The organism is Streptomyces sp. NPDC053560 (assembly GCF_044544605.1).
In the GTDB taxonomy this organism is placed as follows: domain Bacteria; phylum Actinomycetota; class Actinomycetes; order Streptomycetales; family Streptomycetaceae; genus Streptomyces.
Genome location: NZ_JBITXI010000018.1, coordinates 95,367 through 108,176 on the forward strand (window position 1 = coordinate 95,367; position 12,810 = coordinate 108,176).

The following is a 12,810-nucleotide window of genomic DNA, read 5'->3' on the forward strand; positions in this document are numbered from 1 at the left end:
ATGGGAGCGGGGGTCGCGCAGTCGTTCGCGGTGGCCGGCTCGCGGGTCACCGTCGTCGAGAGCGGCGCCGAGGCCGCGGCCGCCGCGCTGGACCGGGTGGCCACCGGGCTGGCGCGCGCCGCCGAGCGCGGGAAGCTCGCCGAGCCGGCGGAAACGGTGCTGGCCCGGGTGACCACGGTCGCCTCCCCCGAGGAGCTGCCCGGCGAGGTCCAGCTGGTCGTGGAGGCGGTGCCCGAGGACGCGGCGCTCAAGGCGAAAGTGCTGGCCGCGGCGGAGCGGGCGGTGTCCGACGACACAGTCCTGGCCACCAACACCAGCTCGTTGTCGGTCACGGAGCTGAGCGCGGCGCTGAGGCGCCCGGCGCGCTTCCTCGGCATGCACTTCTTCAACCCCGTGCCCGCCTCGGCGCTGATCGAGCTGGTCGTCGCCCCGGACACCGCGGACGCCACGCTGGAGTCGGCGCTCGCCTGGACGCACGCGCTCGGGAAGACCGATGTCGTGGTCAAGGACTCCCCCGGCTTCGCCAGCAGCCGGCTGGGGCTGGCGCTCGGCCTGGAGGCGGTCCGGATGGTCGAGGAGGGCGTGGCCGAGCCCGCCGCCATCGACGCCGCGATGAGCCTGGGCTACAAGCACCCCATGGGCCCGCTGAGGCTGACCGACCTGGTCGGCCTGGACGTCCGTCTCGCCATCGCGGAGTACCTGTGCGCGACGCTGGGCGACCGGTTCGCGCCGCCCGCGCTGCTCCGCGAGAAGGTGGCCCGCGGCGAGCTGGGCCGCAAGACCGGCCAGGGCTTCTACACCTGGGAGTGAGCGACGGCGGGGCCGGAAGGCCGCTGAGCGCCACGGCCCGCGGGGCCCGACGCCCCGCGGCCTGCCGCCGCGTGCTCCAGCGCGTGCACCACTGCCTCGCCGGCGGCCCGCCCCGCTCCGCCCCACCCCGTAACGATTCAAGGCCGCCTCTTGCCATGGGCGGCGCGATACACGAGACTGTTAACCGAACGAACGGTCGGTTGGGAAGGATGGACATGCCAAGCTCTGCATCCTCGTCGCCGGGCGACACCGCGGCGCCGCTCCCGGAGCAGGACCTCCAGGCGCACTTCGACCGCACCATCGCCCGGGACCAGCGCGTCGAGCCGCGGGACTGGATGCCGGAGGGGTACCGCAAGACGCTGATCCGGCAGATCGCCCAGCACGCCCACTCCGAGATCATCGGCATGCAGCCGGAAGGCGCGTGGATCACCCGCGCCCCCTCGCTGCGCCGCAAGGCGATCCTCTTCGCGAAGGTCCAGGACGAGGCGGGCCACGGCCTGTACCTGTACTCCGCCGCCGAGACCCTCGGCGCGGACCGGGACGACCTCACCCAGCGACTGCTGGAAGGCCGGCAGAAGTACTCCTCGATCTTCAACTACCCCACCCCGACCTTCGCCGACGTGGGCGTCATCGGCTGGTTCGTGGACGGCGCCGCGATCTGCAACCAGGTCCCGCTGTGCCGCAGCTCGTACGGCCCGTACGCGCGGGCCATGGTGCGGGTCTGCAAGGAGGAGTCGTTCCACCAGCGCCAGGGGTACGAGCTGCTGCGCACGATGATGCGCGGCACGCAGGCGCAGCGCGACATGGTGCAGGACGCGGTGAACCGCTGGTGGTGGCCGTCCCTGATGATGTTCGGCCCGCCGGACGACGACTCGCCGAACTCCGCGCAGTCGATGGCCTGGCGCATCAAGCGGCACTCCAACGACGAGCTGCGCCAGAAGTTCGTCGACATGACCGTGCCGCAGGCCGAACTGCTCGGCGTCACCCTCCCCGACCCCGAGCTGCGGTGGAACGAGGAGCGGGGGCACCACGACTTCGGTACGCCGGACTTCGCCGAGCTGATGCGGGTCATCAAGGGCGACGGGCCGTGCAACGCCGAGCGGATGACCCGGCGCCGCAGCGCCCACGAGGAAGGCGCCTGGGTGCGCGAAGCAGCTGCGGCACACGCCGCGAAGCAGGCCGAGCGGGCCCGCGAGGACGAGAAGGAGCACGCCGCATGAGCGGGGACCAGGGCACCAAGGGCCAGTGGCCGCTGTACGAGATCTTCGTACGGAGCAAGCGCGGGCTGAACCACGTGCATGTCGGCTCGCTGCGCGCCGCCGACGACCGCATGGCGCTCACCCACGCCCGGGACCTCTACACCCGGCGGAACGAAGGCGTCTCCATCTGGGCGGTGCGCAGCGACGACATCGCGGCGTCCACGCCGGACGAGAAGGACCCGTTCTTCGAACCCAGCGGCGACAAGGTCTACCGCCACCCCACCTTCTACGACATCCCGGCGGACGTCCCGCACATCTAGCCCGCCGGCACGCGACCAGGACCCGACCAGGAGCAGCTGAGACATGGCAGCCGACATCAGTGAGGCCCACGAAGCGGCCGACGATCACGTGTACCTCTCGCTGGCCGACGGCGACGAGGGCGACGCCCGCTGGGCCTTCGGCACGGGCTTCGCCGACCCGCTGCACGGCGTGCCGACGGCACTGCCCGCGGGCGTGGACGCCGCGGAGCTGGCCGGGGTGTGCGTGGCCCTCGGGGACGACGCGCTGGTCACGGCGCAGCGGCTGGCCGAGTGGTGCACCCGCGCCCCCGAGCTGGAGGAGGAGATGGCCCTCGCCAACATCGGCCTCGACCTCCTCGGCCAGGCCCGGCTGCTGTACGCCCGCGCCGGGCAGGCCGACGGCACGGGCCGGGACGAGGACGCGTACGCCTACTTCCGGGACGCGGCGGACTTCCGCAACGTACGCCTGGCCGAACTGCCCCGCGGCGACTTCGCGTTCTGCGTCGGCCGGCTACTGGTGCAGTCCGCGTGGCGGCTGGCCGTCTTCGAGCGGCTGGCCGGCTGTGCGGACCCGGTGCTGGCGGCGGTGGCCGCCAAGGGCGTCAAGGAGCTGACGTACCACCGGCAGTACGCGGCGGAGTGGGTCGTCCGGCTCGGCGACGGCACGGCGGAGTCGCACCGCCGGATGGCGGCGGCCTGGACGGAGCTGGCCCCCTGGCTGGACGAGCTGTACGCGGACCGCACCTGCGAGGGCTTCGGCGTACCGGCGGCGGAGGCGGCCGAGGCGACCCGCGCGGTGCTCGCACAGGTCGCGGAGGCGGCCGGGCTGACGGCCACCGAGGCCGCGCCGGTGCCGGGCTCCGGCCGGGCCGGGGACCGTACGGAACACCTGGCGCCGCTGCTCGCGGAGCTGCAAGAGCTCGCCCGCGCCCACCCGGAAGCCGCGTGGTGACGATGGGTACGGCACCGCACGGCACCACGGCTCACCTCGGCACGACACCGCACGGCACGGCTGCCCGGAGCAGGCCGGCGCGCGACGGCGCAGCCCTGCGCGTGGCGCCGGAGACGCCCGTGACCCGCGCCGAGCGGATCGCCGCCGAGGTGGCCGACCCCGAGCTGCCCATGATCAGCCTCGCCGAACTGGGCGTCCTGCGCGGCGTCGAGGTGGCCGGGGACGGCTCGGTCACCGCCACCCTCACCCCGACCTACTCCGGCTGCCCGGCCATGGCCGAGATGCGGGCGACGCTCGCGGCCCGGCTGCGCGCCGCCGGGTACGCCGACGTCCGCATCGAGACGGTGCTGGACCCGCCGTGGACGACGGACTGGATCTCCGAGGAGGGCCGCCGCAAGCTCGCCGAGCACGGCATCGCCCCGCCGGGGCCGGCCCCGCGCCGCGCGGAGGGCCCGGTCCTGCTGGACCTCTCGCCGACCCGCCGGGCCGTGCCCTGCCCGCACTGCGGCTCCGCCGACACCGAGGAGCTCTCCCGCTTCGGCGCCACCTCCTGCCGGGCGCTGCGCCGCTGCCGCAGCTGCCGGGAACCGTACGAGCACGTCAAGGAGATCTGATGACCGCCCCCACCGCGCCCGCCTCCTCCGCCCCGGCGGCGGCCCCGGCCCGCCGGCGCCCGGCGTTCCACTCCCTCCGCGTCGCCGCCGTCGAGCCGCTGACCGAGGACTCCGCCGCCGTCTCCTTCGACGTTCCGGACGAGCTTGCCGGTGAGTTCGCGTTCGCGCCGGGCCAGTCGCTGACGCTGCGCCGGGAGATCGACGGCCGGGACGAGCGCCGCTCGTACAGCATCTGCGCCCCGGCAGGCGACACCCCGCGGATCGGCGTACGCGTCGTACCCGGCGGGCTGTTCTCGTCCTGGCTGGTCAACGACGTGCGGCCCGGGGACGTGGTCGAGGTGATGGCGCCCACCGGCTTCTTCACCCCGGACCTCACCGTTCCCGGCCACCACGTCCTGATCGCGGCCGGCTCCGGCATCACCCCGATGCTCTCCATCGCCGCGTCCGTGCTGGCCGCCGACGAGGCCTCGCGGGTCACGCTCTTCTACGGCAACCGCCGTACGTCCACGGTGATGTTCGCCGATGACCTGGCCGACCTGAAGGACCGTTTCCCCACGCGCTTCCAGCTGGGGCACGTCCTCTCCCGCGAGCCCCGCGAGGCCGAGCTGCTCTCCGGGCGGCTGGACGCGGACCGCCTCTCCGCGCTCATCGGCTCGCTGGTCGACGTGGCCGACGCCGACCATTGGTGGCTGTGCGGCCCGCACGGCATGGTTCGCGACGCCCAGCAGGTGCTGTCCGGCCTGGGCGTGCCCGAGGACCGCGTGCACCAGGAGCTGTTCTACGCCGACGACGAGCCGGTGCGGGAGGCGCGGCACGAAGAGGCGACGGCCGACGGCCCGGTCAGCGAGGTCACCATCACCCTCGACGGCCGGACGACCACCTCCCCGCTCCCCCGCGACCGCGCCATACTGGACGGCGCCCAGCAGGCCCGCCCGGACGTCCCGTTCGCCTGCAAGGGCGGCGTCTGCGGCACGTGCCGCGCACTGATCCGCGACGGCGAGGCGGACATGCGCCGCAACTTCGCCCTGGAGACCAACGAGGTCGAGGCCGGCTACGTCCTCACCTGCCAGACCTTCCCGGCCTCCGACACCCTGACGGTCGACTTCGACAGCTGACGTCGACGGTCGGCTTCGACAGCTGACGCCCGGCCGGTGGCTTCGGGCGGCCACCCCCGCGCGACCGCCCCGGTGAAGTGAGCTCCGGCCGCGCCGCCCGCCGGCGGTGGGGCCGGGCGCCCGCGTCAGCCGACGATCTCGGTCAGCCCGTCGGTCACATGGCCCTTGATCCGGCAGACGTCGTTGACGGCCCTGACCGGCACGTCGAGGACATGGACGTCCTGCGCCGCGCAGGTGTCTCCCGTCGCGGTCACGTCTCCCACGGTGTCTCCGACGTTTCCCGCGAACGCCGCCGCGGCGATCGAGACGGCGACGGTGGTGAACCCGAGCCGAGCACGCATGTCTTTCCTCCAGCACAAGATCATCGATTGCCCCGTCAACGGGCCGGCGCGGCGAAAAGTCACGTCACCTCACAAAGCAGGCGAAAGTCACACCACTCGGAGAACTCCCGAGCTGCTCGCCCGGCAGGCCCACACGGTCACGGCCTACGCGGTCCAGGGACCGACGCCGCCCCCCTGAGCTCCAGCCACGCCGTCAGCCGTACGTCCGGATCGTCCAGGTCCAGGGGGAACAGTTCGCGGACGCGGCGCAGGCGGTGGCGCAGGGTGTTGGGGTGCACCGTCAGGCGGGCGGCGGCCGCGGCCACGTCGCCGACCTCGGCCAGCCAGGCCAGGACCGTCGCCGCGTAGGCCGTGCCCTGCTCGCGGTCGTGCGCCAGCAGGGCCGTGACACCCGGCAGCCGCAGCCAGGGGTCCCGGACCAGTTCGTCCCCGAGGCGGTCCAGCAGGATCCGGTGGCGGACGTCCTCGGAGGCGGCCGCCGGACGCGCGTGTCCGTCGCGGGCCGTCGCGCGCAGGACGTCGTCCGCCTCCCGGCGCAGCGCGGCGGGCCGCAGCAGGTCGGTGTGCGGGCGGGTCACCGCGGCCCGTACGCCGTCGCCGACCGCCGCGCTGACGACGGCCAGCGCCGCTTCGGCGAACCGCCGGGCCGCCGCGGCCCCGGTGGCGGGCAGCAGCACGTACGCGGCGTCGACGGTGGCGACCACGGTCGCCGCCTCTTGGTGCGCGGCGCAGTGCCGCACCAGCACCGATTCGAGGTGGCCGAGCAGCGCGGCGCCGGCCGGGCCCGCGCCGGGCTCCGGCGCGAAGGCCGTCAGGCAGAACTCCTCGCCCGGCCGCAGCCCCAGCCGCTCCGCCGCCTCGTCCGCCGGCGGCCCCGCGCCGTGCAGCACCCCGCGGAAGGCGTCCCGGCGCAGCCGGCGTTCCGTCTCCGGTGAGTGCAGCGCCCGCAGCAGGTGCGGTGCGGCGAGCCGGGCGGCGTCCCGGAGCGCGGCGGCGGCCTCGTCGGACAGCCCGTCGGCCGGCTCGATCGCCCAGAGCGTGCCGAGCGGCAGCGCCCCGGCCCGTACCGCGACGGCGGCACGCGCCAGCTCGTCGCCGCGGGCCGGGAAGCGGACGACGCCGGGGGCCGCGAGCACCTCGCGGTACTGGCGGCGCTGTTCGGGGATGTCGGGGACCCTGCGCTGGAGGATGCCGCGCTCCCGCAGGGTGTCGATGCGCTGGCCGGTGACCTTGGAGTACGCGACGACGTTCTGGTCCAGGTCCTCGATGGCCACCGAGCCGCCGGCCACGGCCGCGAGGGTGTCGGCGAGCGCGAACAGTTCGGCGCCGCCGGCCGGTGCCGCGCCGGCCGCGCCGCCGATCCCGTACGCCGCGAGCGCGCAGCTCAGCTCCGCGTCCACCTGCCGCCAGGGCACCGCGTCCCCGACCGTCAGTACCGCGACCCCGCAGGCAACGGCGGTCTCGGCCAGCCGCGCCGGGTCCTGGCCGCGCTCCTTGACCACCACGGCGGTGAACCCGCGCTCGGCCGCCCGCCGCACCACCCCACAGGCCCGCGGGTCCGTCACGTCCGTGCCGACGAGCAGCAGGACCGCGGCGGGCGAGGGCGGCAGGGGGTCGCCCGGGTCGTGGATCATCGTGCCGCGTACGGGGACGTCCAGCCCGGCGGGGGCGGCCCGCACCCGTACGAGCACACCGGGCGCGCCCTCGACGAGCAGCCGCAACGTACCGGCGGCCCGCTCCCCCAGCGGCTCGCCCGGGACCCGGCCGGCCGCCGGAGCCGCAGGCGACGGCTCGCGGGAATCGGACGGTGTTGTCGAATCGGACAACGCGCCCCTCGCTTCCTGCGTCGATCGGCCGGGGCACCGGCCCGTGCGGCCTGCCACGATATCCGCGCAGCCCACCTCCCCCGCCGCCGCAGTGACAGGAGTCCGCACCCGTGACCGTGACCGACCGGCCCGTTCCGGCCTCCGCCGCCGACCTCGTAGACCTCTTTCCGACCGGCTCCCACCTGGACCGGGACGGTGAGCTGGTGGTCGGCGGCTGCCGGCTGACCGACCTCGCCGAGCGGTTCGGTACCCCGGCCGTGATCGTGGACGAGGCGGCCCTGCGCGCCCGCGCCCGGGAGTACGTACGCGCCCTCGCCGCGCATTGGCCGAACAGCCAAGCCGTCTTCGCCTCCAAGGCCTTCCCGTGCACGGCGGTGATCCGCGTGCTGACCGAGGAGGGCCTGGGCGTCGACGTGGCCGGGGGCGGCGAGCTGGCCGCCGCGCTCGCCGCCGGCGCCGACCCGGCCCGCATCGTCGTGCACGGCAACGCCAAGACCGACGAGGAACTGGCCATGGCCGTGGAGGCGGGCGCCGGCACGATCGTGGTGGACAACCACGACGACATCGACCGCCTGGAGCGCCTGGTGCCGGCGGGCGCGGAACAGCGCGTCCTCCTCCGCGTGATACCGGAGGTCGAGGCGGACACGCACGCCGCCATGGCCACCGGGCACCGCGGCGCCAAGTTCGGCCTCGCGGTACCGGACGCGGTCCGTGCGGCCGCCCGGCTGCGCGCGAGCGACCGGCTGCGCCTGGAAGGGCTGCACGCGCACGTGGGTTCGCAGCTGCTGGAGACCGCGCCGTTCACCCGGGCCGTCGAGGCGCTGGGCGCCCTCGGCGAACTGGGCGAGCACGCGGTGTACGACCTCGGCGGCGGTCTCGGGGTGCGCTACACCTACGACGACGCCCCGCCGAGCGTCGAGGAGTACGTCCGCGCCCTCACCGACGCCGCCCGCGCGCAGCTCCCGGACACCGCCCGGCTGATCATCGAACCCGGCCGCTCCCTCGTGGCCGGCGCCGCGCTCACCCTCTACCGTGCGGTGACCGTGAAGCCGGGGCCGCGCACGCTGGTCGCGGTCGACGGCGGCATGGGCGACAACCTGGAACCGATGCTCTACGGGCAGCGCTTCGAGGCCACGGTCGCCGCGCGGGCCGGCGGCGGCGACCCCTGCGACCTGGTCGGCCGGCACTGCGAGTCGGGCGACACCCTGATCCGCGACGTACCGCTGCGCGACCCCCGCCCCGGCGACGTCATCGCCGTACCGGTCACCGGCGCGTACTGCTACTCCCTCTCCAACAACTACAACGGCGCCCGCCGCCCCCCGGTCGTCTTCTGCGCCAACGGCACGGCCCACGAGGTCGTCCGCCGCGAAACATACGAGGACCTGCTGCGCCGGGACGTGGACGTACGGACGGACGGAGTGGACGTACGGGCGGGCCGAGTGGCCGTACGGGCGGCCCGGGAGGCGTAGCCGCCGGGCGCCGCCTCCGGGCAGACCGGCGGATCACCCCTTGCCCTTGGTAAGCCTCCGACGCCGGCATCCAGAACCGCAGTTGGTGGGAGGAGATCGTCAAGTTCGTCGCCGACAGCTGGGACGCGATCGTCTCCGTCTGCAAGGTCATCGTCGCCGTCGTCGGCATCATCGCGATGATCGTCGGTGGCCCGATCCTCGCCGCCATCGTGGTCGTCGCGGCAGTGGTCGTACTAGCCGACACGCTGTCCCACCCCGCCCCCAACCCGGCAACCTACGTCGACAACCCGCACACCTGGTCGGATCCGCTCGGCCTGGCCCCCAAGGGGTGCACGGACAGTGGCGGCTGGTACGGCGGCATGACTCCGGCCCGGGACGGAAACGAGATCAACCACATGCCGGCCAAGTCGGCGTACAAACATCTCGCCCTGCCGAAACTCACTCCGCACATGGGCCCCTCCATCCGTATGGAGAAGCCGGACCACAGGCTGGTGACCAGTACCGGCTACGGCCGCGAGGCTCGCGAATGGCAGCAGAAGCAACGCGACCTCATCAATGCGGGGCGTTTCGACAAGGCGATGAAGACGGATATCGACGACATTCGCAGTCGCTTCGGAAATAAGTACGACCAGCACATCGCCGACATGGTGGCTAGCCTTCCGCACAACGCCGGTCTTCAGGAAGTGCTCAGCAGCAACGGCTGGACCATCGGCTACAACCTGCTCAAGTGAGGGGCGACCATGCAGCTCGATCTCAACCCGCCCGTCGGTGCCGGCCCGCTGCGCTTCGGCATGCCGATCGCCGAGGCCACGGAAGCGGCCTCGGCATGGGGCGACGTCAAGGTGGGTGACCCCGCCCCGGGGCGCACGGCTTTCAAGGTGCTGATCGCCCACCCCGAGTTCGAGGTCGTCCTCATGGCGGACGACGGGGAGTCCCTCACCGCGATCGAAGCCTGGCGCTTCGAGAACGACGAAGCCGATGTGCGCGTGGAGTTCAATGGGCTGGACGTCTTCCGCGCCCCCGCACGCGAACTCGTGCAGCGCATCGGCGATGCCGGGCACGAGGGAGACACCAGCGACGAAGAGGTGGCCGTTTTCCCGGATCTCGCGCTGCTGCTCTCCCGCGAAACCAGCCGCGAGGTCCCGCTGGACCCGCACGACGATCTGCCCCTCTACGTTCACTACGCGCTCGCGGCGCCCAGCGGCTATTTCGACTGAACCGCCTGAAGCGGACTGAGCCGGCCAGTGCCGCGCCTTCCGACAAGACAGCCGCGCTCAAGAAAAGGGGCGGCTGTCCTGGGTGCAGGTGGTGCCGGGGGCCGGGAGTGTGCCGTTGATCAGGTAGGCGGTTTCGGCTCGGCCGACGCAGGTGCTGGGGTTGAGCAGGGCGGTGTGACCGTAGCCGTTGACGGTCAGCAGTCGGGCGCGGTCGAGGATCCGGGCCATGGTCACGGAGTTGTGGTACGGCGTGGAGGGGTCGTAGGTGTTGCCGATGACCAGGGCGGCAGCGCTGGTGGGACGGTTCCAGGGGCCGGTGTGGCGCTCGGCGGCGGTGGCCTTCCAGCCGGCGCAGGGCTCGTCGTTCCAGGAGATGGCGGGGGCCAGCGGGCCACTCCACAGCTGCGCCCGGTTGCCGAGGGAGATGTAGGCCCGGGGGTTGCGAGGGTTGGGGCTGTCGCTGCACTCGATCGCGTAGCCCTGTTCGCGAAGGTCGTAGGACGTGGGGACGCCGGGGCCGCCACTGCCGCCCCGGTCGAGCGTCTGCAGGAAATCGGCCAGGAAGCTCCAGCCGGGGAAGCCGGTGGCCGGCATCGCGGGCACGACGTCGAGCAGGCCGTCGACGGTACTGACCGCGGCGCCGTAGCTGACAGGGGTGCCCTGATAGCGGATCGGGGCCTTCTTCAGGCGGGCCAGCAGCGAGGTGAACTTCTTTCCGGTCGCCTCCGGGCTTCCGGCCGAGAAGGAGCATCGGGCCGGTCCTGCCGTCCCGCACCGGTTCAGGAATGCCCTCAGGGTCGCCCGGGCGCCGTCGGCCCCGATCCGCAGGCCCGTGGTGGTGTTGCGGGCCCGGTCGGCGCCGTTGTTCGTCCATGCCGTGGGCGACACGTTGCCGTCCAGGATCATGCGCCCGGTCCGGTCCGGGAACATGTTGCGGTACGTGGCCCCCAACAAGGTCCCGTACGACACCCCCAGGTAGTCCGTCCTGGCCCGGCCCAGGGCGGCCCGCAGCCGGTCCAGGTCACGGGCACTGTCCGCGGTCGAGACGTGTTCCAGCAGCGCGCCGTTGCGCTGCAGGCACAGCCTGCCGAACTTCTGGTACGTGTCGATCCACCGGTTCTGCTCACGGCCGCCCACCGGGAAGCCCACCGGTGTGCCGGCGAAGAACGCCACCCCTTGTGCGTCCTCGTCGAAGCACCGCACCGGCGCGCTCTTGCCCACCCCCCTTGGGTCCCAGCTGACCAGGTCGAACCGCTCCCGCACCGCGGCCGGGAACAGCGAGTACCACGCCGGCAGAGCCTGCGTCCCCGGCCCGCCCGGCCCCCCGGGGTTGAAGAACACCGTGCCCAGCGCGCGCCCCGGCCCCTGTGCGCGATGCCGGATCACCGCCAGGTCGATGGCCCCGGCCCTGGGGCGGGCGTAGTCCAACGGCACCGGCACCGACGCGCATTCGAACCCCGCCTGCCCCGCTCCCGTACACGGCGCCCACCGTGCGCGGAACGACCCGGCCGGTCCCACGTCCCCACCCGACGGCGCGGCCGCCGCGGGTCCTCCCCCCACAGCGGTGAGGACCACACCCAGCGCGACAGCACCCGCAGCCCGGCCGCGGAAAGGTAATCGAGAACGCATACGGCCAATGAACAGCTCGCCCGCCCATGGCGCTACGCGAAAACCACTCTGCCCGACATAGCGCGAAAGGCCAGGTCAGCGGCGCGCGGACGGGAACGCTGCCCGCAGCATCGCCAGATCGTGGCCCTTCGCGCCCGCAGCGGACGTCACGTGCCGAGTGGCGGAAGAAGTGCGGTTCAGTGCACCGCGGACATCGAACAGGCGACCGAGCCCGACGGATGTTCGGTGCCGGCGGGCCGCCTCGACCGAGTTCTCTCAGGTCACATCGATTCTGCTGTGGTGGGGCGGGTGGGACTCGAACCCACGGCCGACGGATTATGAGTCCGCTGCTCTAACCGGCTGAGCTACCGCCCCCGACACGGCGCGCCGCGCACATTTGTGCGCGCCGTCTGCCGCAGCATAGCCGCTCATACGATCTGCTGCCCGTGCGGGTGGGTGCCGAGCATGGAGCGGATCGCTGCGTGCGGTCGTGAAGACTACGATCACCCACCGTTCGGTTCCACCCAGAGCATCACTCTTTGGAGTGGTCCGCGTGTTCGATTCCGGGAGCGGCCCGCGACGGCGGCACCGGACGCGGAACCGGACACGAAAAAGGACCCCTCACGGGGCCCTCTTCCACCTGCTCCCCCGACTGGACTCGAACCAGTAACCCTCCGGTTAACAGCCGAATGCTCTGCCAATTGAGCTACAGGGGACTGCGCTCCCGCGACTGGACTCGAACCAGTAACCTGCCGGTTAACAGCCGGCTGCTCTGCCAATTGAGCTACGCGGGATTGCTCTCTGTGCCTCGAATGCACTCCGGTCCGGGCTTCCGGACGGCGTGCGCTCGCTGCGACACATACATTAGCGCAAGCAGGGGGGTGCTTCGCCAATCGGTATGGCCACGGGTGATCAGCGGGCCCGCGGGTAGACGGAGCACAGCCCGGCGACTCACCGCTTCGACGGCGGGTACCGGAGAGCGGGAACGACCAGACAGAAGGGTGGAGCGATGCGCTACCGGCTCACGTTCATCGCGGGACTGGCCATCGGATACGTGCTCGGCACGCGGGCCGGGCGGGAGCGCTACGAACAGCTGCGCAAGAGCGCCCAGCGGGTCGCGCAGAACCCGGCCGTCCGCAACACCGCCGAGTCCGCGGCGCAGACCGGCCGGGAGGCCGCGACCAAGGCGTACGACGCGGTGTCTGCCAAGGTCGGCGACAAGATGCCGAACTCCGTGACGGACCGCGTGCGTTCGCTGCGCGAGCAGCGTCCGGGCGCGGAGGACGACTGGGGTACCAGCAACACCTGACCCGCCCTGCCGGAGGACACCCGGCCGGACCCGCCGGTCTCCCCGGGCCGC

General features: G+C 73.0%; 13 protein-coding genes and 3 tRNA genes. 10 read left to right on the forward strand and 6 right to left on the reverse strand.

Annotation, left to right across the window (positions count from 1 at the left end; genetic code table 11):
* The 6 genes from ACIGQF_RS34205 to paaE all read left to right on the forward strand — a co-directional run bounded on the left by ACIGQF_RS34205 (window position 1) and on the right by paaE (window position 4,989).
* Window positions 1–810 (forward strand): 3-hydroxyacyl-CoA dehydrogenase family protein, encoded by an 810-nt coding sequence (locus ACIGQF_RS34205; RefSeq protein ID WP_399718766.1) that lies wholly within the window; start codon window positions 1–3, stop codon window positions 808–810.
* 215 nt (window positions 811–1,025) lie between these two features.
* Window positions 1,026–2,030 (forward strand): 1,2-phenylacetyl-CoA epoxidase subunit PaaA, encoded by a 1,005-nt coding sequence (paaA, locus tag ACIGQF_RS34210; protein WP_399718609.1) that lies wholly within the window; start codon window positions 1,026–1,028, stop codon window positions 2,028–2,030.
* Window positions 2,027–2,329 (forward strand): 1,2-phenylacetyl-CoA epoxidase subunit PaaB, encoded by a 303-nt coding sequence (gene paaB, locus ACIGQF_RS34215; RefSeq protein ID WP_399718612.1) that lies wholly within the window; start codon window positions 2,027–2,029, stop codon window positions 2,327–2,329. The genes paaA and paaB overlap by 4 nt, the downstream gene beginning before the upstream one ends.
* A 43-nt stretch (window positions 2,330–2,372) precedes the next feature.
* Complete coding sequence (paaC, locus tag ACIGQF_RS34220) at window positions 2,373–3,260, forward strand: 1,2-phenylacetyl-CoA epoxidase subunit PaaC (RefSeq protein WP_399718615.1); 888 nt, start codon at window positions 2,373–2,375, stop codon at window positions 3,258–3,260.
* A gap of 2 nt (window positions 3,261–3,262) precedes the next feature.
* On the forward strand, window positions 3,263–3,874 hold the full coding sequence (gene paaD / locus ACIGQF_RS34225; protein ID WP_399718769.1) for a 1,2-phenylacetyl-CoA epoxidase subunit PaaD: 612 nt from the start codon (window positions 3,263–3,265) through the stop codon (window positions 3,872–3,874).
* On the forward strand, window positions 3,874–4,989 hold the full coding sequence (gene paaE / locus ACIGQF_RS34230) for a 1,2-phenylacetyl-CoA epoxidase subunit PaaE (protein ID WP_399718617.1): 1,116 nt from the start codon (window positions 3,874–3,876) through the stop codon (window positions 4,987–4,989). Before paaD ends, paaE begins: the two co-directional genes overlap by 1 nt.
* 125 nt (window positions 4,990–5,114) lie before the next feature.
* Here the strand turns inward: paaE and ACIGQF_RS34235 are convergent, their stop codons facing one another.
* On the reverse strand, window positions 5,115–5,330 hold the full coding sequence (locus tag ACIGQF_RS34235) for a hypothetical protein (RefSeq protein ID WP_399718620.1): 216 nt from the start codon (window positions 5,328–5,330) through the stop codon (window positions 5,115–5,117).
* Window positions 5,331–5,467: 137 nt separating this feature from the next.
* Complete coding sequence (locus ACIGQF_RS34240; RefSeq protein ID WP_399718622.1) at window positions 5,468–7,156, reverse strand: PucR family transcriptional regulator; 1,689 nt, start codon at window positions 7,154–7,156, stop codon at window positions 5,468–5,470.
* 110 nt (window positions 7,157–7,266) lie between these two features.
* Here ACIGQF_RS34240 and lysA point away from each other — a divergent pair, with 110 nt between their 5' ends.
* The 3 genes from lysA to ACIGQF_RS34255 all read left to right on the forward strand — a co-directional run bounded on the left by lysA (window position 7,267) and on the right by ACIGQF_RS34255 (window position 9,842).
* Window positions 7,267–8,625: a diaminopimelate decarboxylase gene (gene lysA / locus ACIGQF_RS34245; RefSeq protein WP_399718625.1), complete on the forward strand. Its 1,359-nt coding sequence runs from the start codon at window positions 7,267–7,269 to the stop codon at window positions 8,623–8,625.
* 176 nt (window positions 8,626–8,801) lie between these two features.
* The gene (locus ACIGQF_RS34250; RefSeq protein ID WP_399718628.1) at window positions 8,802–9,356 is read left to right on the forward strand and encodes a hypothetical protein; all 555 of its coding nucleotides are present in this window, start codon (window positions 8,802–8,804) and stop codon (window positions 9,354–9,356) included.
* 9 nt (window positions 9,357–9,365) lie between these two features.
* Entirely contained in the window at window positions 9,366–9,842 is a 477-nt protein-coding gene (locus ACIGQF_RS34255) for a hypothetical protein (RefSeq protein WP_399718630.1), read from the forward strand.
* A gap of 57 nt (window positions 9,843–9,899) precedes the next feature.
* Here the strand turns inward: ACIGQF_RS34255 and ACIGQF_RS34260 are convergent, their stop codons facing one another.
* The 4 genes from ACIGQF_RS34260 to ACIGQF_RS34275 form a co-directional block, all read right to left on the reverse strand.
* Window positions 9,900–11,282 carry an alpha/beta hydrolase gene (locus ACIGQF_RS34260; protein ID WP_399718632.1) on the reverse strand — a complete coding sequence of 461 codons (1,383 nt, stop codon included), beginning with the start codon at window positions 11,280–11,282 and terminating at the stop codon, window positions 9,900–9,902.
* Window positions 11,283–11,748: 466 nt separating this feature from the next.
* A tRNA-Ile gene (locus ACIGQF_RS34265) sits at window positions 11,749–11,825 on the reverse strand.
* A 268-nt stretch (window positions 11,826–12,093) separates the two neighbouring features.
* A tRNA-Asn gene (locus ACIGQF_RS34270) sits at window positions 12,094–12,166 on the reverse strand.
* A gap of 5 nt (window positions 12,167–12,171) precedes the next feature.
* A tRNA-Asn gene (locus ACIGQF_RS34275) sits at window positions 12,172–12,244 on the reverse strand.
* 215 nt (window positions 12,245–12,459) lie between these two features.
* On the opposite strand from ACIGQF_RS34275, the gene ACIGQF_RS34280 reads away from it, so the two are divergent.
* A complete protein-coding gene (locus tag ACIGQF_RS34280) occupies window positions 12,460–12,759 on the forward strand; it encodes a YtxH domain-containing protein (protein WP_362207309.1) in 300 nt (99 codons plus the stop codon).
* Window positions 12,760–12,810: the final 51 nt, after the last annotated feature.

Excerpts from the sequence above, each read along its gene's own strand:
- ACIGQF_RS34205 (WP_399718766.1), top strand. The coding sequence starts at position 1 with ATGGGAGCGGGGGTCGCGCAGTCGTTCGCGGTGGCCGGCTCGCGGGTC.
- paaA (WP_399718609.1), top strand. The coding sequence starts at position 1,026 with ATGCCAAGCTCTGCATCCTCGTCGCCGGGCGACACCGCGGCGCCGCTC.
- paaB (WP_399718612.1), top strand. The coding sequence starts at position 2,027 with ATGAGCGGGGACCAGGGCACCAAGGGCCAGTGGCCGCTGTACGAGATC.
- paaC (WP_399718615.1), top strand. The coding sequence starts at position 2,373 with ATGGCAGCCGACATCAGTGAGGCCCACGAAGCGGCCGACGATCACGTG.
- paaD (WP_399718769.1), top strand. The coding sequence starts at position 3,263 with ATGGGTACGGCACCGCACGGCACCACGGCTCACCTCGGCACGACACCG.
- paaE (WP_399718617.1), top strand. The coding sequence starts at position 3,874 with ATGACCGCCCCCACCGCGCCCGCCTCCTCCGCCCCGGCGGCGGCCCCG.
- ACIGQF_RS34235 (WP_399718620.1), bottom strand. The coding sequence starts at position 5,330 with ATGCGTGCTCGGCTCGGGTTCACCACCGTCGCCGTCTCGATCGCCGCG.
- ACIGQF_RS34250 (WP_399718628.1), top strand. The coding sequence starts at position 8,802 with ATGATCGTCGGTGGCCCGATCCTCGCCGCCATCGTGGTCGTCGCGGCA.
- ACIGQF_RS34255 (WP_399718630.1), top strand. The coding sequence starts at position 9,366 with ATGCAGCTCGATCTCAACCCGCCCGTCGGTGCCGGCCCGCTGCGCTTC.
- ACIGQF_RS34280 (WP_362207309.1), top strand. The coding sequence starts at position 12,460 with ATGCGCTACCGGCTCACGTTCATCGCGGGACTGGCCATCGGATACGTG.